This window comes from Microbacterium terricola (genome assembly GCF_027943945.1).
In the GTDB taxonomy this organism is placed as follows: domain Bacteria; phylum Actinomycetota; class Actinomycetes; order Actinomycetales; family Microbacteriaceae; genus Microbacterium; species Microbacterium terricola.
The window spans coordinates 1846540-1865899 of the sequence record NZ_AP027141.1 but is presented as its reverse complement, the minus strand read 5'-3'; the positions used below and the strand labels follow the sequence as shown (position 1 = coordinate 1865899).

General features: G+C 71.0%; 19 protein-coding genes and 1 tRNA gene. 14 read left to right on the top strand and 6 right to left on the bottom strand.

Features of this window, described 5'->3' with window-relative positions:
• The first annotated feature begins 2 nt into the window (after positions 1-2).
• The 7 genes from Microterr_RS08820 to Microterr_RS08790 all read left to right on the top strand — a co-directional run bounded on the left by Microterr_RS08820 (position 3) and on the right by Microterr_RS08790 (position 6914).
• Entirely contained in the window at positions 3-1436 is a 1434-nt protein-coding gene (locus tag Microterr_RS08820) for an NAD(P)/FAD-dependent oxidoreductase (RefSeq protein WP_263798789.1), read from the top strand.
• A gap of 80 nt (positions 1437-1516) precedes the next feature.
• Positions 1517-1593, top strand: a tRNA-Leu gene (locus Microterr_RS08815).
• A 158-nt stretch (positions 1594-1751) separates the two neighbouring features.
• Positions 1752-2984: an alanine racemase gene (locus Microterr_RS08810; protein ID WP_263798330.1), complete on the top strand. Its 1233-nt coding sequence runs from the start codon at positions 1752-1754 to the stop codon at positions 2982-2984.
• Complete coding sequence (locus tag Microterr_RS08805; protein WP_263798331.1) at positions 2981-4294, top strand: D-arabinono-1,4-lactone oxidase; 1314 nt, start codon at positions 2981-2983, stop codon at positions 4292-4294. Before Microterr_RS08810 ends, Microterr_RS08805 begins: the two co-directional genes overlap by 4 nt.
• Before the next feature lie 59 nt (positions 4295-4353).
• Entirely contained in the window at positions 4354-4923 is a 570-nt protein-coding gene (locus Microterr_RS08800; RefSeq protein ID WP_263798332.1) for a LemA family protein, read from the top strand.
• Positions 4924-4941: 18 nt separating this feature from the next.
• Complete coding sequence (locus tag Microterr_RS08795) at positions 4942-5829, top strand: M48 family metalloprotease (RefSeq protein ID WP_263798333.1); 888 nt, start codon at positions 4942-4944, stop codon at positions 5827-5829.
• Between the two features lie 2 nt (positions 5830-5831).
• The gene (locus Microterr_RS08790; protein WP_263798334.1) at positions 5832-6914 is read left to right on the top strand and encodes a DNA glycosylase AlkZ-like family protein; all 1083 of its coding nucleotides are present in this window, start codon (positions 5832-5834) and stop codon (positions 6912-6914) included.
• On the opposite strand, the gene Microterr_RS08785 is transcribed toward Microterr_RS08790, so the two are convergent.
• On the bottom strand, positions 6911-8185 hold the full coding sequence (locus tag Microterr_RS08785) for a winged helix-turn-helix domain-containing protein (protein ID WP_263798335.1): 1275 nt from the start codon (positions 8183-8185) through the stop codon (positions 6911-6913). The two genes, Microterr_RS08790 and Microterr_RS08785, sit on opposite strands and share 4 nt — an antisense overlap.
• 58 nt (positions 8186-8243) lie before the next feature.
• On the opposite strand from Microterr_RS08785, the gene Microterr_RS08780 reads away from it, so the two are divergent.
• Positions 8244-9434, top strand: a complete 1191-nt coding sequence (locus tag Microterr_RS08780) for an AI-2E family transporter (RefSeq protein WP_263798336.1) — start codon at positions 8244-8246, stop codon at positions 9432-9434.
• Positions 9431-10657 (top strand): threonine ammonia-lyase, encoded by a 1227-nt coding sequence (gene ilvA, locus Microterr_RS08775; RefSeq protein ID WP_263798337.1) that lies wholly within the window; start codon positions 9431-9433, stop codon positions 10655-10657. Before Microterr_RS08780 ends, ilvA begins: the two co-directional genes overlap by 4 nt.
• Positions 10658-10678: 21 nt before the next feature.
• Here the strand turns inward: ilvA and greA are convergent, their stop codons facing one another.
• Both greA and Microterr_RS08765 read right to left on the bottom strand, forming a co-directional pair.
• On the bottom strand, positions 10679-11170 hold the full coding sequence (greA, locus tag Microterr_RS08770; RefSeq protein ID WP_263798338.1) for a transcription elongation factor GreA: 492 nt from the start codon (positions 11168-11170) through the stop codon (positions 10679-10681).
• A gap of 87 nt (positions 11171-11257) precedes the next feature.
• The gene (locus tag Microterr_RS08765) at positions 11258-11653 is read right to left on the bottom strand and encodes a DUF4307 domain-containing protein (protein WP_263798339.1); all 396 of its coding nucleotides are present in this window, start codon (positions 11651-11653) and stop codon (positions 11258-11260) included.
• 68 nt (positions 11654-11721) lie between these two features.
• On the opposite strand from Microterr_RS08765, the gene Microterr_RS08760 reads away from it, so the two are divergent.
• Positions 11722-12015 (top strand): hypothetical protein, encoded by a 294-nt coding sequence (locus Microterr_RS08760; protein ID WP_263798340.1) that lies wholly within the window; start codon positions 11722-11724, stop codon positions 12013-12015.
• Positions 12016-12051: 36 nt separating this feature from the next.
• Here the strand turns inward: Microterr_RS08760 and trhA are convergent, their stop codons facing one another.
• The gene (gene trhA / locus Microterr_RS08755; protein ID WP_263798790.1) at positions 12052-12750 is read right to left on the bottom strand and encodes a PAQR family membrane homeostasis protein TrhA; all 699 of its coding nucleotides are present in this window, start codon (positions 12748-12750) and stop codon (positions 12052-12054) included.
• Positions 12751-12890: 140 nt separating this feature from the next.
• On the opposite strand from trhA, the gene Microterr_RS08750 reads away from it, so the two are divergent.
• The 4 genes from Microterr_RS08750 to Microterr_RS08735 all read left to right on the top strand — a co-directional run bounded on the left by Microterr_RS08750 (position 12891) and on the right by Microterr_RS08735 (position 17092).
• Positions 12891-13670: an isoprenyl transferase gene (locus tag Microterr_RS08750; protein ID WP_263798341.1), complete on the top strand. Its 780-nt coding sequence runs from the start codon at positions 12891-12893 to the stop codon at positions 13668-13670.
• Between the two features lie 17 nt (positions 13671-13687).
• Entirely contained in the window at positions 13688-14812 is a 1125-nt protein-coding gene (locus Microterr_RS08745) for an aminotransferase class V-fold PLP-dependent enzyme (RefSeq protein ID WP_263798342.1), read from the top strand.
• A gap of 182 nt (positions 14813-14994) precedes the next feature.
• The gene (gene phoH2 / locus Microterr_RS08740; RefSeq protein WP_404810188.1) at positions 14995-16350 is read left to right on the top strand and encodes an RNA 5'-3' helicase PhoH2; all 1356 of its coding nucleotides are present in this window, start codon (positions 14995-14997) and stop codon (positions 16348-16350) included.
• A gap of 112 nt (positions 16351-16462) precedes the next feature.
• On the top strand, positions 16463-17092 hold the full coding sequence (locus tag Microterr_RS08735) for a hypothetical protein (protein ID WP_263798343.1): 630 nt from the start codon (positions 16463-16465) through the stop codon (positions 17090-17092).
• 87 nt (positions 17093-17179) lie between these two features.
• Here Microterr_RS08735 and Microterr_RS08730 read toward each other — a convergent pair whose 3' ends face one another.
• Both Microterr_RS08730 and Microterr_RS08725 read right to left on the bottom strand, forming a co-directional pair.
• On the bottom strand, positions 17180-17836 hold the full coding sequence (locus Microterr_RS08730) for a response regulator transcription factor (RefSeq protein WP_263798344.1): 657 nt from the start codon (positions 17834-17836) through the stop codon (positions 17180-17182).
• Positions 17833-19350 carry a sensor histidine kinase gene (locus Microterr_RS08725; protein WP_263798345.1) on the bottom strand — a complete coding sequence of 506 codons (1518 nt, stop codon included), beginning with the start codon at positions 19348-19350 and terminating at the stop codon, positions 17833-17835. The genes Microterr_RS08730 and Microterr_RS08725 overlap by 4 nt, the downstream gene beginning before the upstream one ends.
• Positions 19351-19360: the final 10 nt, after the last annotated feature.

Below are 19360 nucleotides of genomic sequence, written 5' to 3'. Positions count from 1 at the left end.
CCGTGCCCAAGATCCTCATCGTCGGCGGCGGCTACGCCGGCTTCTACACGGCCTGGAAACTCGAGAAGCACCTCCGCAAGGGCGAGGCCGACGTCACCATCGTCGACCCGCTGCCCTACATGACCTACCAGCCGTTCCTGCCGGAGGTCGCCGCGGGCGAGATCGAGGCGCGCCACGTCATCGTCGGCCTGCGCCGCCACCTCAAGCGCACCCGCGTGGTCACCGCGAAGGTCACGCAGATCGACCACGCGTCCAAGACCGCGACGCTCACCCCGGCCGAGGGCGAGCCGTGGCAGGAGACCTACGACCAGATCGTCGTCACCGCCGGTGCCGTCTCGCGCACCTTCCCGATCCCCGGCATCGCCGACAACGCGATCGGCCTCAAGACGATCGAGGAGGCCGTCGCCATCCGCGACCGCATCCTGACGAACTTCGACCGCGCGGCGAACCTCGCGCCCGGCCCCGAGCGCGACCGCCTGCTGACCGTCGTGGTCGTCGGCGGCGGCTTCGCCGGCATCGAGGTCTTCGCCGAGCTGCGCGCCCTGGCATCCTCGCTGCTCAAGGACTACCCGCAGCTGAGCTTCGACGACACGCACTTCCACCTCATCGAGGCGATGGGGCGCATCATGCCGGAGGTGTCGCTGAAGACGAGCGAGTGGGTGCTGAAGAGCCTCGCCACCCGCGGCGCCAACGTGCACCTCGACACGCAGCTCACCGGTGCGATCGACGGCAACGTCGAGCTGTCGACGGGCGAGGTCATCCCGACCGACCTCATCGTCTGGACCGCGGGCGTCATGGCCAACCCCACCGTCGTGCGCGGCAGCGACCTGCCCGTCGAGGAGCGCGGCCGCATCCGCACCCGCGCCGACCTGCGGGTGGGCAGCGACGAGGAGATCGTCGAGGGCGCCTGGGCGGCCGGCGACGTCTCCGCCGTGCCCGACCTCACCGGCGGCGGCGTGGGCGGATACTGCGTGCCCAACGCCCAGCACGCCGTGCGTCAGGCGAAGCTGCTCGCGAAGAACCTCGTCGCCGTGCTCCGCGGAGAGGTGCCCCGCGAGTACATCCACAAGAACCTCGGCGCCGTGGCCGGCCTCGGCCTCTACAACGGCGTCTTCCAGTCGGGCAAGTTCGCGCTCAAGGGCTTCATCGCCTGGTGCGCGCACCGCGGCTACCACGGCCTGGCGATGCCGTCGTGGGAGCGCAAGTGGCGCGTCATCGGCGACTGGTGGCACAACTTCTGGCTGCACCGCGACAACGTCTCGCTGCAGACCGTGCAGAACCCCCGCTACGTGTTCGAGGAGTTCGCGGCCCGGCCGCGCCCCGCGCAGCCGGCCCCCGAGGCCGCGCCGGCACCGGCCATCGACCCGAAGAGCATCGCCAAGGAGAACGCCGAACCCGCCGCCAAGGCACCTGCCAAGGTGAAGGCCAAGGCCTGACCCTCCCGCATCCGCGGTCCTCGATCGCCGCGACGTCGACGCACTAGTCTGACGTCGCGGCGATCGTCGTTTCGCGGCGCGCCCCCATAGCCCAATCGGCAGAGGCAGGCGACTTAAAATCGCTTCAGTCTGGGTTCGAGTCCCAGTGGGGGTACCACAGGATCCGCGCTGTCGACATGCTCAGCGGGGCGGACGGATGCTGGCGAAACCGACGCCGGAAACGGGTCCGCCACGCGGGGGAGCGGCGTGGTCGGAGACACCCCCGGAGAACGCGTAGGCTGATCGCTTGTGTCGAAGCGAAGGAGCCCGAAACCGATGAGCATCGACCTCTTGGATGCCACCGCGGCGTCCACCGAGTCCTGGCGGAATCCGGCCGAGTACTGGCCGGCGATGACGCGTGCCGTCGCGGACCTGTCCGGGCCCGTCGCGGCCATCAGCCTGCCCGCGCTGCGCTACAACGCGCTCGACATGGTCGTGCGCTCCAGCGGGGTGCCCATCCGCGTCGCGAGCAAGTCGGTGCGCGTGCGCCAGGTCGTCGACGCGACGCTCGCCCTGCCCGGCTACCACGGCATCCTCGCCTTCACCCTGCCGGAGGCGCTCTGGCTGGCCGAGACGCACGACGACGTCGTGCTCGGCTACCCGACGGCCGACCGCGCCGCGATCGCCGCGCTCGCGGCCGACGAGGCTGCGGCCTCCCGCGTCACCCTGATGGTCGACGATCTCGCCCAGCTCGATCTCATCGACGGCATCGTCGCACCTGCCGGACGCGCCGTCATCCGTCTCGCCATCGACGCCGACGCCTCATGGCGGGCGCCCGGCCTCGGCCACATCGGCGTGCGCCGCTCGCCGGTGCACACGCCCGACGAGGTCGCCGCGCTCGCGCGCGCGATCGCCGGTCGCGCGGGCTTCCGGCTCGTCGGCCTGATGATGTACGAGGCTCAGATCGCCGGCCAGGGCGACGCCACCGGCTCGGGCGACGCGATGATCCGCTGGATGCAGCGCCGCTCGTCGCAGGAGCTCCTCGACCGCCGCGGCGCCATCGTCGAGGCGGTGCACGCTGTCGCGCCGCTGGAGTTCGTCAACGGCGGCGGCACCGGCTCGCTGGAGTACACCGCTTCCGACCTCTCCGTCACGGAGCTCACGGCGGGCAGCGGCCTGCTCGCGGGGCACCTGTTCGACGGCTACCGCATCTTCGACCCGGCGCCCGCTGCCGCGTTCTCGCTCGAGGTCGTGCGCAAGCCCGCGCCCGACATCGCCACCGTGCTGGGCGGCGGCTGGATCGCCTCCGGCCCGCCGGTGGCCTCGCGACAGCCGCTGCCGGTGTGGCCGCAGGGTCTGAGCACGCTCGCCCGCGAGGGCGCGGGCGAGGTCCAGACGCCCCTGCAGGGCGAGTCCGCGCGCGGACTCTCGGTCGGCGACCGCGTCTGGTTCCGCCACTCCAAGAGCGGCGAGCTCGCCGAGCGCGTCGACCGCTACCACCTCATCGACGGCGACCGCATCGTCGGCGAGGCTCCCACCTACCGCGGCGAGGGGAAGACGTTCCTGTGACCCGACCTGAAGGAACCTGGCAGAACTGGGGTCGCTCGGCGCATGTCCGTCCGCAGCGAGTGGAGTTCCCGCGCAGCACGGATGCGGTCCAGCGCGCCGTGCAGGCGGCGAAGACCCGCGGGATGCTGATCAAGGCGGTCGGCGCCGGCCACAGCTTCACCGGCATCGCGGTGGCGCCGGGAGTCCTGCTCGACCTCACCGACCTGACTGGGCTGGTCGACGTCGACCGCGAGCGCGGCCGCGTGACGCTGCGGGCCGGAACGCGCCTGCACCAGATCCCCGCCCTGCTCGAGCCCTACGGCCTGGCGATGGCGAATCTCGGCGACATCGACCGCCAGTCGATCGCCGGTGCGATCTCGACAGGCACCCACGGCACCGGAAGCCGCTTCGGCGGCATCTCCACCCAGGTCGTCGGCGCGAAGCTCGTGACGGCCGACGGCGAGGTGCTGACGGTGGACGAGCACGAGAACGCCGAGCTGCTGCCGGCGGTCGCCCTCGGACTCGGGGCGCTCGGCATCCTCGTGGAGGTCACCGTGCAGTGCGTGCCCTCCTTCGTGCTGCACGCGGTCGAGCGGCCCGAGCTGCTCGGCGACGTGCTCGGGACGCTCGACGACCGCGCGGACGCAGCCGACCACTTCGAGTTCTACTGGTTCCCGCACACCGACCGCGGCATGACCAAGACCAACACCCGTCTGCCCGCCGATGCCCCGCGTCATCCGCTGCCGGCTGTCGGCAAGTGGCTCGACGACGTGGTCATCGGAACCGCGGTGCACGAGGCGGTCTGCCGGCTCGGCAAGCTCGCGCCCGCCAGCATCCCCGCGGTCAACCGCGCGGCGGCGAAGATCTGGGGGGATCGCGAGTTCACCGACGCCTCCCACCGCGTCTTCGCGACAAACCGCGACGTCCGCTTCCGCGAGATGGAGTACGCCCTTCCGGCTGACAACGTGCGGCCCGCCTTCGACGCCGTGCGCGCGCTGATCGACGAGCGCGGCTGGCGGATCTCGTTCCCGATCGAGGTGCGCTTCGCGGCTGCCGACGATCTGTGGCTCTCGACCGCCCACGGGCGGGCATCCGGCTACATCGCCGTGCACCGGTACTGGCGCGAGGACCCCACCGAGTACTTCGAGGCCGTCGAGCAGATCATGCTCTCCTTCGGCGGGCGCCCGCACTGGGGAAAGATGCACACCCTCGACGCGTCGATCCTGCGCGAGCGCTACCCCCGTTTCGACGACTTCGTGGCCCTGCGCGACCGGCTCGATCCCGACCGGATGTTCCGCAACCGCTACCTCGATCGCGTGCTGGGTGAGTAACGACTGGGAGTAGCGAACGCACCCGTTCGACGGGTCGGGCACGTGGATAGGATGGCCGCATGTGGGAATGGCTTATTCCGGTCCTCATCGCGGTGGCGCTCATCGTCATCGGCTGCGTCTACCTCTGGGCGACCTACAACTCGCTCGTCGGGCTGAACGCGCGCGTCGAGGAGGCCTGGAGCGACATCACCGTGCAGCTCAAGCGCCGAGCCGATCTGCTGCCGAACCTCATCGAGACGGTGAAGGGCTACGCCGCGCACGAGAAGGCGGTGTTCGAGAACGTCACCAGAGCCCGCGCCGAGACCCTCGCCGCCCGCCGTCCGGCTGACGCGGGCGTCGCCGAAGGGCACATGGAGCTGGCGCTGAGGTCGCTGTTCGCCGTGGCAGAGGCGTACCCGCAGCTCCAGGCCAGCCAGAACTACCTGCAGCTGCAGCAGTCGATCGTCGACACCGAAGACAAGATCCAGGCGTCGCGGCGGTTCTACAACGGGGGCGTGCGCGAGCTGAACACCAAGATCGCGGTGTTCCCGAACAACCTCTTCGCACGCAACCTGGGATTCCCGACCCGCGAGTACTTCGAGGTCGTCGACGGGGCAGCGATCTCGGAACCCCCTCGCGTCCAGTTCTGACCGCTCGCACCCGCCTCGTTGTACACCGCGATCAGCCGGAACAAGCGCAACACGTGGCTCATCGTGATCGCGTTCGTGCTGTTCCTCGGCGCCGTGGGGCTGCTGGCGGGCTGGCTCGCCGGCAACAACTGGTGGATCACGGCCTTCGTGCTGCTGTTCGCCGGTGGCTACGCGACGTTCCAGTACTTCCTCGCTGATCGCGAGGCCCTCGCCATGTCGGGCGCCGTCGAGGTGGGGCGCGAGGACGCGCCCCGGTACCACCGCCTCGTCGAGAACCTGTGCATCGCGACCGGCACCCCGATGCCGAAGCTGTACGTCGTGCAGGATGCGGCGCCCAACGCGTTCGCGACCGGACGCACGCCCGAGACCGCGTCGATCACCGTGACGACGGGGCTCTTCGAGCTCATGACGGATCGCGAGCTGGACGGCGTGCTGGGCCACGAGCTCGGTCACATCCGCAACTACGACATCCGCGTCTCGCTGATCGTCTTCGGGCTCGTCGTGGCCGTCGGGGTCCTGGCCGACCTGACGATGCGCGCCGCGTTCTTCGGGAGCCGCGGGCGTGGCGGCGGCAATCAGGCGCAGCTGCTCTTCCTCGTCTTCGGGGTCGTCGCGGCGATCGTCTCGCCGCTGATCGCCGCCGGCGTGCAAGCCGCCGTGTCGCGCCAGCGGGAGTACCTCGCCGACGCGACGAGCGCCCTCACCACACGCGACCCGGACGGGCTCGCATCCGCGCTGGAGAAGTTCGGGCAGCACGCTCAGCCGCTCGCGAAGGCGAACACCTCCATGGCCCACCTGTGGATCGCCGACCCGCTCAGGCCCGGTGCCCTGACGCGCCTGTTCGCGACCCATCCGCCGATCGCCGACCGGGTCGCGCGCCTGCGCGACATCGGCGGGCACTTCTGACCATGCGCACCCTCGCTGCCACCGAGGCGCGCCGCATCGCGGTGACCGCGCAGCTGCTCGGCGCTGAGCGACCGGCCGACATCATGGAGACCGTCGACGGGCTGGGCGCCATCGACACGGAGCCGACCGCCGCGGTCGCCCCCAGCACCGACCTGATCCTGTGGAGCAGGCTCGGCTGGCCGTACCAGCACGCCGACCTGATGCGCCTGTTCGAGCAGGACCGTGCCGTCTTCGAGTGGCGCGGCTTCGTGCGTCCGATGTCCGACCTCCCGCTGTTCCGGCCGGTCATGCGCGCCTGGCCGCCGTACCAGGAGACGCGCGAATGGCTCTCGGCCAATCAGGGGTTCCGCCGCGACGTGCTCGACCGGCTCCGCGCCGAGGGGCCCCAGCATCCCGCGGACGTCCCCGACACCGCCCAGGTGTCGTGGCGCTCCACGGGCTGGACGAACAGCCGCAACTCGTCGCAGATGCTCGAGCTGCTGCTCTCGCGCGGGGAGGTCGCCGTGACCGGCCGCGACGCGAAGGGGCGGCTCTTCGATCTGGCCGAGCGGGTGTATCCGACGGACCTGCCCGAGCTGAGCGACCGCGACGCCGCGAACGCCCGCGCGGAGCGCCGGCTCGGCGCGCTCGGGATCGCCCGCCGGAAGAGCCTCGTGGAATCGGGCGAGACCGTGGACGAGGAGGCGCTGGGCGAGGCGGTGCAGGTCGAGGACGTCGCGGGGGAGTGGCACGTCGACCCGATCGCGCTGACGGCGTCGTACTCCGGCCGGACGGCTCTCCTGTCGCCCTTCGACCGGCTGGTCTTCGACCGAGACAGGCTGGGCGAGCTCTTCGGCTTCGAGTACATCCTGGAGATGTACAAGCCGGCCGCGAAGCGCCGATGGGGGTACTTCGCGCTGCCGATCCTGCACGGCGACCGGCTCGTCGGAAAGCTCGACGCGAAGGCCGACCGCAAAGCAGGGATGCTGCGCGTGCACGCCGTGCACGAGGACGTCACCTTCGACGAGACGATCGCCGACGCGGTCGACGAGCAGATCGCCGACCTCGCGCGCTGGCTCGGTCTCGAGGTCGACCGCGCGCGTTAGCCCGGCTCGTCCGCAGCCAGCGCGGCCGGCTCGGCGAGGCCGCGCTCGTGCCGCGCAGCCTCGGTGACCACCGCAGCGAGGTCGTCGGTCGCGTCGCCCCAGCGTGAGATGGAGATGCGCTCCAGGCCTTGCCATGCGGCGGCCCCGCGCAGCTCTCCGGCGAGCATCTCCGCGGCGTGCGCCGGACGCCCGTGCTCCCACCACGCCGACTGCACGCGCAGCGTGGACGCCGACCTTTCGGCCTTCAGGTCGACGCGCCCGACCAGATCGTCGCCCACCAGGACGGGCAGCGAGTAGTAGCCGTAGCGCCGCTGGGGCGCCGGTGTGTAGATCTCGATGCGATAGGCGAAGTCGAACAGCCGCTCGGCCCGGTCGCGGAACCACACCACCGGATCGAACGGCGTCAGCAGCGCCGCCGCCTCGATGCGCCGCGGCACGACGGCGTCGCTGTGCAGCCACGCCTTGGCCGGCCGCCCGGCTGTGGTCCACCCCTCGACCGCGACGGGCCGCACCTCGCCGGCCTCCTCCAGCTCCGCCACCGCCGTCAGCACTGCGCGGCGATCCCGGATGCGCCAGTAGTCGGCGAGATCGGATGCGGTGGCGACGCCGTACGCACGGGCGGCGCGTCGCACCAGCTCGCGGATCGCCTCGTCGCGGGGTACGGGAGCGGCGAGGACCTCGGCCGGGATCACGTGCTCGGCGAGCCCGTAGCGGCGCTCGAAGCCGCGGCGGCCGGCGATCGCCACCTCCCCGAACATCCACAGGTACTCGAGCGCGTGCTTGACGACATCCCAGTCCCACCACGGTCCGCGCCGCGTCTGCTTGGCGTCGTGATCGATCTGCGCCGGCCGCAGGGGGCCGCGGGCGGCGAGTTCGGCGCGGACCCAGTCGACGATCTCGCGGTGGGTCTGGTACCAGCCGCCGGCGGCGCTGCCGTACTTGGCGCGCATCGCGTCCATGCGGAAGCGGAACAGCGCCCAGTCGCCGGCCGGCACGAACGCCGCGACGTGCGCGAGGTACTCGACGTACGGCGGCCGGCGCGCGAACAGCAGGCGGTCGAGCGCGGACGTGTCGTAGGCGCCGAGCCGCGAGAACAGCGGCATGTAGTGCGAGCGCGCGAACACGTTGACGGAGTCGATCTGCAGCGTGTGCATCCGCTGCAGCGCGAGGTTGATCTGACGCGTGCCGGGCGCGTCGGGACGGGGTCGGGCGAAGCCCTGAGCGGCGAGGGCCACCCGGCGTGCCTCCGCCGCGCTGAGGGATTCCTTCACGCCCGAAAGCCTAGCCATGCGCACCGACACGGCCGCCGGTGCGGCCTAGACTGGCGAGATGAGCGGCACCGACGACAAGCCCCGCGGGCCGGTCGTCTACATCGCGCGTGACCGCCGGCGCACCCGCCGCGACGCCGTCGCCGATGCACTCCCGCAGGGCCTGCGCGTCGCCACCGCCTACTCGTGGCGGCTCCTGGTCATCGCGGCGGCCATCGGCGTCGGCATCTGGCTGGTCATCCAGCTGAAGCTGCTCGTCATCCCGCTCATGGTCGGCATCCTGATCACCGCGCTGCTCTGGCCCGGATTCGCCTGGATGCTGCGGCACCATCTTCCGCGCTGGCTGGCGATCGTCGTCGCGGTGGCCGGAACGCTGATCATCGTCGGCGGACTGCTCTGGCTCGTGATCTGGCAGGTCGCGAGGGAATGGCCCTCAGTCCGCGCGAGCACGGTGGACGCCGTCGAGCAGTTCCGCGAGTACCTCATCAACGGACCGCTCCACCTCACGGCAGGTCAGATCGACGACCTCCTCGCGCAGGGATGGAGCTTCCTGCAGCAGCAGGCGGAGCTGCTGTGGTCGGGAGCGCTCGCGATCGGCACCACCGTCGGGCATGTCGCCACCGGCGCGGTGCTGTCGCTGTTCATCCTGCTCTGCCTGCTCGCCGACGGCGGCGGCATCTGGCGCTGGACCGTGCGTCTCTTCCCGGTCAAGGCGCGCCCCGCCGCCGATGGCGCCGGCCGCGCCGGCTGGGTCACCGTCGTCAACTACGCGCGCACGCAGCTGCTGGTCGCCACGATCGACGCGGTGGGCATCGGCCTGGGCGCCGCCCTGCTCGGCGTCCCCCTCGCGATCCCCGTCGCGGTGCTGGTGTTCCTCGGCGCGTTCGTGCCCATCGTCGGCGCGGTCGTCACCGGCACGGTCGCCGTGTTCCTCGCCCTCGTCTACAACGGGCCGTGGATCGCGCTGTGGATGCTGGTGGTCGTGCTCGGCGTGCAGCAGCTCGAGGGACACGTGCTGCAGCCGCTGCTGATGGGGTCGGCCGTCAAGGTCCACCCGCTCGCCGTCGTGCTCGTCGTGGCCGGAGGCGCCATGATCGCCGGCATCCCCGGAGCCCTGTTCGCGGTGCCCCTCGCCGCGTTCGTCAACGTCGTCGCCGTGTACCTGAGTGCGCGCGCCTGGGAGACCGGTGCGTCGCCGACCGGCGATCTGATCTGGAGCACAGTTCCCCGTCCGAGGAGGACCCCCGCGTGACCCGGCCCACCCTGGCGGCGTTCGAGGACGCCGCCGCCCTCTTGGCGGACGTCATCGTCCGCACCCCCATCGACGAGTCCCAGCACCTCACCGAGCTGCTCGGCGTCCCCGTCTACCTCAAGCTCGAGAACCTGCAGCGCACCGGGTCGTTCAAGATCCGCGGCGCGGCCTACCGGCTCTCCCGGCTCACCCCGGAGGAGCGCGCGAGGGGAGTGGTGGCCGCCTCCGCCGGCAACCACGCGCAGGGCGTCGCCATGGCCGCGCAGGCGCTGGGGATCCACGCGACGATCTTCATGCCGCTGGGCGTGCCGGTGCCCAAGCTCCTGGCCACCCGGGGCTACGGCGCGGACGTGATCCTCGACGGGGCAACGGTCGAGACGCCGCTGCGCCTCGCGGCCGAGTTCGCCGAGCGCACCGGTGCCGTGCTGATCCACCCGTTCGACCACGACGACATCATCGTCGGCCAGGGCACCCTGGGCCTGGAGATCATGGATGCGGTCCCCGACCTCGACACGATCATCATGGGCATCGGCGGCGGTGGCCTGATCGCCGGCGTCGCCGCGGCCGCCAAGGCCCGCGCGGAAGCCGAGGGCCGCCGCATCCGCGTCATCGGCGTCCAGGCCGAGAACTCCGCGGCGTACCCGTCCTCGCTCGCCGCCGGAATGCCGCTCGAGGTGGCCACGACCCCGACGATCGCCGACGGCATCGCGGTCGCCCGGCCGGGCGACATCCCGTTCGAGATCATCCGCGACCTCGTGGACGAGGTCGTCACCGTCAGCGACGACGACATCGCCCGTGCGCTGCTGGTGCTGCTGGAGCGTGCGAAGCAGGTCGTCGAGCCCGCGGGGGCGGTCGGCGTCGCCGCGATCCTGGCCGGCAAGATCCACGCCACCGGTCCGACCCTGTCGATCCTTTCCGGCGGCAACATCGACCCGCTGCTGCTGCAGCGCGTGGTCGCACACGGACTGGCGGCATCCGGCCGCTACATGACCCTGCGCATCCCGCTGCCCGACCGACCTGGTCAGCTGGCCCGCGTCTCCGATCTGCTGTCGAAGGCGGGCGCCAACGTGACCGAGGTCATGCACACACGCCACGGCCAGGGCCTGCAGATCAGCGAGGTGATCCTGCAGCTGAGCGTGGAGACGCGCGGCGAGGAGCACCGGGCGCAGGTCATCGCCACGCTCGAGGAGGCCGGCTTCGCGCCGACCGTCGTGCTCGACTAGGCGAGAGCCCCGTGCGCGGTGCTACTGGCCGTTGTAGGTCTCGACCTTGATGACCTCGACGGCGATGTCGCGCCCGTTCGGCGCGGTGTACGACGTCTTCTCGCCCTCCTTGAGGCCGAGGATCGCGGCACCCAGGGGCGACGCCTCGCTGTACACGTCGAGCTCCGAGTTCGCGGCGATCTCGCGGTTGCCGAGCAGGAACACCTCTTCGCCGCCCGCGACGTTCGCGGTGACGACGGTGCCCGGCTCCACGACGCCGCTGCTCTCGGGAGCCTCGCCGACGGAGGCGTTCTTGAGCAGGTGCTGGAGGGTGCGGATGCGGGCCTCCTGCTTGCCCTGCTCATCCTTGGCGGCGTGGTAGCCGCCGTTCTCCTTGAGGTCGCCCTCTTCGCGGGCTGCCTCGATGCGCTTGGCGATCTCTTCACGGCCGACCGTCGACAGCTGCTCGAGCTCGGCGGCGAGCCGGTCGTAGGCATCCTGCGTGAGGAAGGTCACGGGGGCATCGCTGGACACGTCAGACTCCTTCGATCGGGGGGTGCGTCGATATGCCACGACGCCCCGGCGGATGCCAGGGCGTCGGTCGACTGCGGTGCGGTCAGACTACGTCACCCAGCAGGAGTTGACAAAACCCGTCGTCGCCTCGGCGACTGTCGGTACCGTCTCCTGGAACGCGCGGGAATGCTCGTCGGACGCGGGATACTCGACGACCCGCCAGCCCACGATCCCATGCTGGGTGTCCTGCGCCTCCAGCGCGCACGCGACCGACCGCCCGGGCGGAGCGATGAACTGGAAGTCGATCGTCACGGTGCGCTCGTCGACCACGTGGAAGCCCGTGGCGTCGACGTCGACGTCGTCCAGCGCGCCGGCGACCGTCATCCAGGCGAAAAGCCCCACGGCGACCGCGGCCACCCCCACGATGATGCCCAGCGTCCAGCGCCGGCGCCGCGCGCTGTGGCGTCCGTAGCGCTCGTCGAGCATCTGCTGGGTGGTCGTCATGGGCCGTCCGTCGGGAAGATTAGGCTGGTGCTTCCAGGCTATGCGCTCCGGCGCGGAACGAGGACACCATGCACGACGCGCTGATCGCGCTGATCGCCGCTGCGAGCACGGCGACTCCCACGCCGACACCGTCGACGCCCGATCCCGCCACCGTGACGCCCGGCCCGTGGGGCTTCGCGGCGATCGTCTTCATCGCCGTCGCCGTGATCCTGCTCGTGTGGGACATGATGCGCCGCATCCGCCGCGGACGCGTGCGTGCCGACATCGAGGAGCAGCTCGACGCCGAAGAGCAGGCCGCTCGCGCCGTCGAGGCGACGTCGACCGACGATGAGGACATCGACCGGGAGCGCCCGCAGGCCTGACCCAACAGTCAGGTCTGCTCAGCCAGGCAGGTCGGCTCAGCCGGGGAGTCCGAGCGAGGGCGAGAGCGGGTCCAGCGCGATGAGCAGGCACGCCGCCCAGTGGCAGAGGAACGCGAGCACGGTGCACACGTGGAAGATCTCGTGGAAGCCGAAGTGGCCGGGCCATGGGTTCGGCTTCTTGAGGGCGTAGACGATCGCCCCGCCCGTGTAGAGCAGGCCGCCCACGATGACGAGCACCATCATCGCGGGGTTCGCGACGAACAGGTCCGCCATGTACATCACCGCAGCCCATCCCAGCGCGAGATACAGCGCGACGTAGAGCCAGCGCGGTGCACCGATCCAGAACACGCGGAACAGGATGCCGAGCAGCGCGCCCGTCCACACGACGACCAGCAGCAGGGCCCCCTTCGCCGGCGGCAGCGCGAGCACCGCGATCGGGGTGTACGTGCCGGCGATCAGCAGCAGGATGTTGGCGTGGTCGATGCGCTTGAGCACGGCCTTGGTCGTGGGACCCCAGTTGAACCGGTGGTACAGCGCCGAGTTGCCGAACAGCAGGAGCGAGCTGGCCATGAAGACCGCCGACGCCCACTTCGCAGGCGCTCCCTGAGCCAGGGAGATCAGCACGATGCCCGCGGCGATCGCGACGGGGAACGTCGCGGCGTGGATCCATCCGCGCCAGGACGGCTTGAGTTCGACCTCCGCCTCGGCCGCCTCCATGAGGGGCAGCTGCGGCATCTCCGCGCCGTCGTCGGCGGGCTCGGTCTCGGCGGGTCGGGTCACGTGCCCGAGCCTACGCGGGCGCGTATGCCCGTGGGCGCACACGACGCGTCTCGCCGCCACGGATATCGACCCGCCCGGGCGGTAGCGTAGAGGCCGTGACCGCGTCGAACCAGGGGAGAGGGCCGCTCTATCGGCTCTACACCAGTCGACTGCGGCGACGGCTGTCGCCGGAGACGGTGCCGCACCACGTCGCGATGATGATCGACGGCAACCGGCGCTGGGCCCGCCAGCTCGGGTTCGACTCGGCCGCGCACGGGCACCGCGCGGGTGCCGCGAAGATGCGCGAGTTCCTCGGCTGGTGCGATGAGATCGGCATCAAGGTGGTGTCGCTCTACCTGCTCTCCACCGACAACCTCACCAAGCGGGAGACCGGCGAGCTGAGCGACCTGATCGAGATCATCGCCGAGCTGGCCGACGAGCTGTCCCGCGAGGCGGACTGGCGGGTGCAGCACGTCGGGCGCGCCGACCTCCTCCCGCCCGACCTGGCGCGCGTGCTGGCCGATGCCGCCGAGCGCACGCGCGAGCACACCGGGCTGCACGTCAACCTCGCCGTCGGCTACGGCGGCCGCGGCGAGATCGTCGATGCCGTGCGCAGCATCATCGCGGCACACCAGGTGCAGGGCGGCTCGCTCGACGACCTCGCGGCCAGTCTCACTCCCGAGCAGATCGGCGAGCACCTCTACACCGGCGGTCAGCCCGATCCCGACCTGGTGATCCGCACGTCGGGCGAGCAGCGACTGAGCGACTTCCTCCTCTGGCAGAGCGCGCACAGCGAGTTCTACTTCGTCGAGGCCCTCGGGCCGGACCTGCGCGAGGTCGACTTCCTCCGCGCCATCCGCGACTACACCTCCCGCGATCGGCGTTTCGGCGGCTGAACTGCCACAATGGCAGGGTGAGTCAGCTCGAGGAGTACAGAGCGTCGTTCGACGACGAGCCGGGCTATCTCGACTGGGCGGCGTTCGGACCGCTCGCTCCGTCGGTGCGCGCCGAGGTGCACGCCGACTCCGACCTGCTCGCCACCGGCCGCCGCTCGGGCATCGAGCTCGTCGAAGAGCGCCTCGGCGAGGCCCGCGAGCTCATCGGCGAACTGATCGACGCGCCGGCCGACCAGGTCACGCTGCAGCCGTCGACGACCCAGGGGCTCATGCAGGCGCTCTTCGGTGTCAGCGGCACGATCCTGGTCTCCAGCGGCGACTTCCCGAGCCTGACCCTCGGCGCCACGCGCGCCGCCCAGGCACGTGAAGACACCTCGGTCGCCTGGATGACGCCCGACGCCGACGGCTTCGTCACGCCGGACCTCGTGCGCGACGCGCTCACCGACGACGTCGCAGCGGTGGCCGTCAGCCTGGTGGACTACCGCACCGGGTACCTCGCCGATCTGTCCGCCATCCGCGACGTGATCGGCGACCGCCTCCTCATCGTGGACGCGATCCAGGGGTTCGGCGTGGCGGATGCCGACTACGCCGCAGCCGATGTGGTGTGCGGCCACGGATACAAGTGGCTCCGCGCGGGCCGGGGGACCGGGTTCGCCTGGTTCGGGGACCGCGCCCTGGAGCGACTCACCCCCGTCTTCTCCGGGATCACCGGGACGGATGCTGAGGGCCCGGGCGACGAGGTGCTCGCGCCGTCGCACTCGGCACGCGCGTTCACGGTGAGCCCGACCGACGCGCTCGCTGCCGCGCGGCTGACGGCGGCGCTGCGCGAGGTCCGCGACGTCGGCGTCGCCGAGATCGCCCGCGCGGTCGCGGAGCGCGCAGACGAGGTCATCTCGCTGGCCGATTCGCACGGCATCCCGCTGGCGACACCGCGCGACGCCGCGCGAAGGGCCGGCATCGTCGCGCTCGCGCCCGACCCGGGCGATGCCGCGCACCTGCCGGCGGCGCTCGCGAATGACGGCATCACTTTCACCGCCCGCTCCGGCCTCATCCGCATCGCGGTGCACGCCGGCACCACCGAGGCCACCATGCGCATGCTCGTCGACGCCCTCGCGACGGCAGCATCCGCCCGCGTCTGGTGACGTGGGGAATTAACCCCGTCGTAACAGACACGCCAGCGTGTCGATTCCGTCGCTTCCCCCCGCGAGACGTACGTTGCTCTCAACGGGCAAGGCGCCCGTTCGGGTCGGCCCAGTTGGATCGCGACTCGTGACCACGGTCGACTCGTGACAGCCGGGTGAACCACCCGGGGCGGGAGTGGGTTGTGACCACACGAGCACCTCATCAGCAGCACATCGCCGACGCGACCGAGATTGGCGACGTGTCGACCGACCTGCGCACCTACGTCCTCGATACGTCGGTCCTGCTGAGTGATCCGCGGGCGTTCTTCCGTTTTGCCGAGCACAACGTCGTGATCCCCGTCGTGGTGATCTCGGAGCTCGAGGGCAAGCGGCACGACCCCGAGATCGGCTACTTCGCGCGCCAGGCCCTCCGGCACCTCGACGAGCTCCGCATCGAGCACGGCCGCCTCGACTTCCCGGTCCCGGTGGGCGCGGGCGGCACCCTGCGGGTGGAGCTCAACAACACCGACGCCTCGGTGCTCCCGTCCGGGATCCGTCTCGGCGACAACGACAGCCGCATCCTCGCCGTGGCGATGCACCTCTCCCAGGACGGCCAGGAGGTGACCGTCGTCTCGAAGGACCTTCCCATGCGGGTGAAGGCGGCCTCCCTCGGCATCGTCGCGGAGGAGTACCTCGCCGAGCAGGCCGTCGACTCCGGCTGGACCGGCATCGCGACCCTCGACGTCTCGGGCGACGACCTCAGCGACCTCTACGAGAGCGAGGTCGCCACGAGCGAGCAGGTGCGCGGCATCCCCGTGAACACCGGCCTCATCATCCACTCCGAGCGCGGGTCGGCGCTCGGCCGCGTCACCGGCGACGGCGACTACCGTCTGGTCCGCGGCGACCGCGAGGTGTTCGGCCTGCACGGCCGCTCCGCCGAGCAGCGGATCGCGATCGACCTGCTGCTCGACCCCGAGGTGGGCATCGTCTCCCTCGGCGGCCGCGCGGGCACCGGAAAGTCGGCGCTCGCGCTGTGCGCGGGCCTCGAGGCCGTCCTCGAGCGGCAGCAGCAGAAGAAGATCATCGTCTTCCGCCCCCTGTTCGCCGTCGGCGGCCAGGAGCTCGGCTACCTGCCGGGCGACCAGCAGGAGAAGATGAACCCGTGGGGTCAGGCGGTGTTCGACACCCTGGGCTCGGTCGTCTCGGGCAACGTCCTCGAAGAGGTCGTGGAGCGGGGGATGCTGGAGGTCATGCCTCTGACGCACATCCGCGGCCGGTCGCTGCACGACGCATTCGTGATCGTCGATGAGGCCCAGTCGCTCGAGCGGAACGTGCTCCTCACGGTGCTGAGCCGCATGGGGCAGAACTCGCGGGTCGTGCTGACCCACGATGTCGGCCAGCGCGACAATCTGCGGGTCGGACGCCACGACGGCGTCGCCTCCGTGATCGAGACGCTGAAGGGGCACGACCTGTTCGGGCACGTGACCCTGATGCGCTCGGAGCGCTCCGCGATCGCCGCTCTGGTCACCGATCTCCTGGAGGCGGGCGAGCTCGCCTGAGTGCCGACTGGGGAGATGAGAAGAGTCTCATCCCCCTCTCCTCCCTGTCTCACGCATCAGTGCGACCATGGTGGAAGAGCGCGAGAGCCGCGCCGCCCTGGGGAGGATGATCGTGGACGGTCGAGCACGTCTGGCATTCGGTGGCGCTGCCACCGTCGTCGCCAGCGTCGCCGTGATCGGGGCGGTCGTCGTCTCCCACGGCACGGCCCTGGCTGACTCGGCCGGTGTGGCCGTCGACGGCGCACGCATCGTCGTGGTGCCCTCCCCGGCCACCGCCCCGCGTGCCGCCGCCCCCGTCGCCGTGCTCGAGAAGACCGCACCGGAGACGGTGCCGGCGCCGGAGCCGGAAGACATCCCGGTCGCGGAGACCCGGGACGCGACGGTGCAGACCGAGGGCGCTTCGCGGACGACTCCGTCCGCGCGGACCGCGACGGTCACCGAGAAGAAGGCCACCACGTCGCCGAGCGCACCGAAGGCCCGTCCCCGCACCACCCCCGCTGCGTCGCCCCGCCCCCTCCCGACCGCTCCCGCCGACGGGCAGGACGAGCAGCACGACTGGTCGCGCGAGCGCGTGACCGATTGGATCCGCACGGAGATGCACGACGATGCCGACGCGCACGTCGAGCGCCGTGCCGACCGCAGAACTTCCGCTCAGGAAGAGTCGTCCGACCGCGACCGACGGTGGTCGCAGGACGGATGGAAGAGAGATCAATCGCGCGGTTCCACCGAGAAACGCGATTGACGACGGGCCGACGTCCCCAGCGCGGCCCCTCCCCAGCCCCCGGTGTCCCCCAGCACCGGGGGCTTTCTCTGTCCGGAGGTCGGGAGGTCACTCCCAGCGGTAGCCGGCGCCCCGCACCGTGACGATGTGGTGCGCGCCGAGCTTGCCGCGGAGGTACCGCACGTACACGTCGACCACGTTCGACCCGGGGTCGAAGTCGAGCCCCCACACGCGGCTGAGCAGCTGCTCGCGGGTGAGGACGTGGCCGGGGCTGCGCAGGAACTGCTCGGCGAGGGCGAACTCACGGGTGGACAGCTCCACCTCGTGGCCGTCGACCGTCGCGCGCCGGGCGAGGATGTCGAGCACGACGTCGCCGTGTCCGAGCGAGACGCCGGCCGGAGCGCTGCTCTCGCGCAGCCGGGAGCGCACGCGGGCAAGAAGCTCCTCGAAGGTGAAGGGCTTGGCCACGTAGTCGCTGGCGCCGGCATCCAGTCCTTCGACGGTGTCGCGGGTGCTCGTGCGCGCGGTCAGCATGATGATCGGGATGCTGACGCCCTGGGCACGCGCCTGCTGCACGACCTCGTAGCCGTCCATGCTCGGCAGCCCGATGTCGAGCAGCACGAGATCGAAGTCGTCGCGCAGCATCCGCTCGAGCCCAGCCGCCCCGTCCTCGACGATCGCCGTCTGGTAGCCGTTGGCCTGCAGGCCGCGGCTCACGAAGGAGGCGATGCGCGCCTCGTCCTCCACGATGAGGATCTTCGTCATTCCGCCGCCTCTCGTTGCAGTACGACATCGCCGGCGCGCACGGGCGCCGGAAGCTCGACGGTGGCCACGGGCAGTTGGATGGTGAAGGTCGCGCCGCCACCCGGGGTGTCGGTCACCGTGCACTGGCCGTGGTGGCCCTTCGCGATCGCGTCGACGATCGCGAGGCCGAGACCCGAGCCGCCGACGGCGCGCTTGCCCTGTGCGCGGTCGAAGCGGCGGAAGATGCGGTGGCGGTAGGCGGGCGGGATCCCGGGGCCGTGGTCGCGCACCCAAAGGCTCGCGCCGGTCGCGTCGCGGGAGCTCCCGATCTCGATGGACGAACCCTCCGGCGTGTACTTCGAGGCGTTGTCTGCCAGCTGCAGCCAGGCCTGCAGCAGGCGATCCTGGTCGCCGACGATATCGCCGCGGGCGGTCGCGACGACCGTCCACGGGTGCCCGGGGATGGCCTGCACCAGTTCGCCGACCCGCGCCGTCAGCGCGGCCAGATCGACGTGGGTCATCGAGAACGAGTCGCCCTCCACGGTGGCCAGGAGGTCGATGTCGTCGACGAGACGGGTCATCCGGTCGAGCTCGGCGATGCCGATGTCTCGCGTGTTCTCGACGTCGACGATGTCGCCCGTGTCCATCATCTCGAGGTGTCCGCGCACGATGGTGATGGGCGTCTTCAGCTCGTGCCGGACATCGTCCAGGAGCTGGCGCTGCACGTCGACGGAGCCCTCGAGCCGGTCGAGCATCGAGTTGACGGTGCGCGTGAGATCGGAGATGTCGTCGTTGCCCTCGGCGGGGAGCCGCGGCGAGAGATCGGTGAGCGTGATGGCGTCGGCGGCGTCGCGCAAGGAGCGGATGGGGGAGAGCAGTCGCCCGGCGACGAACCACCCGACGATGCCGATCGCGGCGAGCACGATCAGTGCCGCGACGATGAACGTGGTCGTCGCCGCCGTCACCGGCTCCAACTCCGCGCGCAGGTCGATCGCCCTGATGTACACGCCGTCCTGCGCGTCCCCCTCCATCTCGACCGGGATCGCGATGTAGCGCAGGGTCTGCTCGGCGTTGCTGAAGGTGCCGCGCACGGTCTTGCCGCCGCTGGCGGCGATCTCGGCGATGGTGCGGTCGATGAGCCCGTGGTTGTCGGAGATGTCGAAGCCGGAGAGCGTCTGCGGGCGGAACCGGGCGACACCGTCGATCACGGCGACCGAGCCCTCGTTGCGCGCGGGGACGAGCCGCGAGACCGCCGCACGCAGGAACTCCTCGACCGAGCTGAACTCGTCGATGTCGATGGTCTCCGGCGCGATCCGCGCGCCTGGCGCGGCCGACTCGTCGGCGGATGACTCGCCCGACACGACCAGCAGACGCCCCACCTGGCTGTCCAGCCGATCCATCACCTCGGTGAGGACCCGCTCGCGCTGCACCAGGAACGTGACACTGCCGACGATCGCGAGACCGATGCACGCCACCGCGAGGATCGCCCCGAGGATGCGGGTGCGCGCCGAGATCGGCTTGGGCGTGATGGTCACAGTGCGATTA

Bases quoted from the DNA above. Each gene is read 5' to 3' on its own strand.
- Microterr_RS08810 (WP_263798330.1), top strand. From the start codon at position 1,752: ATGAGCATCGACCTCTTGGATGCCACCGCGGCGTCCACCGAGTCCTGG.
- Microterr_RS08800 (WP_263798332.1), top strand. From the start codon at position 4,354: ATGTGGGAATGGCTTATTCCGGTCCTCATCGCGGTGGCGCTCATCGTC.
- Microterr_RS08790 (WP_263798334.1), top strand. From the start codon at position 5,832: ATGCGCACCCTCGCTGCCACCGAGGCGCGCCGCATCGCGGTGACCGCG.
- Microterr_RS08780 (WP_263798336.1), top strand. From the start codon at position 8,244: ATGAGCGGCACCGACGACAAGCCCCGCGGGCCGGTCGTCTACATCGCG.
- Microterr_RS08765 (WP_263798339.1), bottom strand. From the start codon at position 11,653: ATGACGACCACCCAGCAGATGCTCGACGAGCGCTACGGACGCCACAGC.
- Microterr_RS08760 (WP_263798340.1), top strand. From the start codon at position 11,722: ATGCACGACGCGCTGATCGCGCTGATCGCCGCTGCGAGCACGGCGACT.
- trhA (WP_263798790.1), bottom strand. From the start codon at position 12,750: ATGCCGCAGCTGCCCCTCATGGAGGCGGCCGAGGCGGAGGTCGAACTC.
- Microterr_RS08730 (WP_263798344.1), bottom strand. From the start codon at position 17,836: ATGACGAAGATCCTCATCGTGGAGGACGAGGCGCGCATCGCCTCCTTC.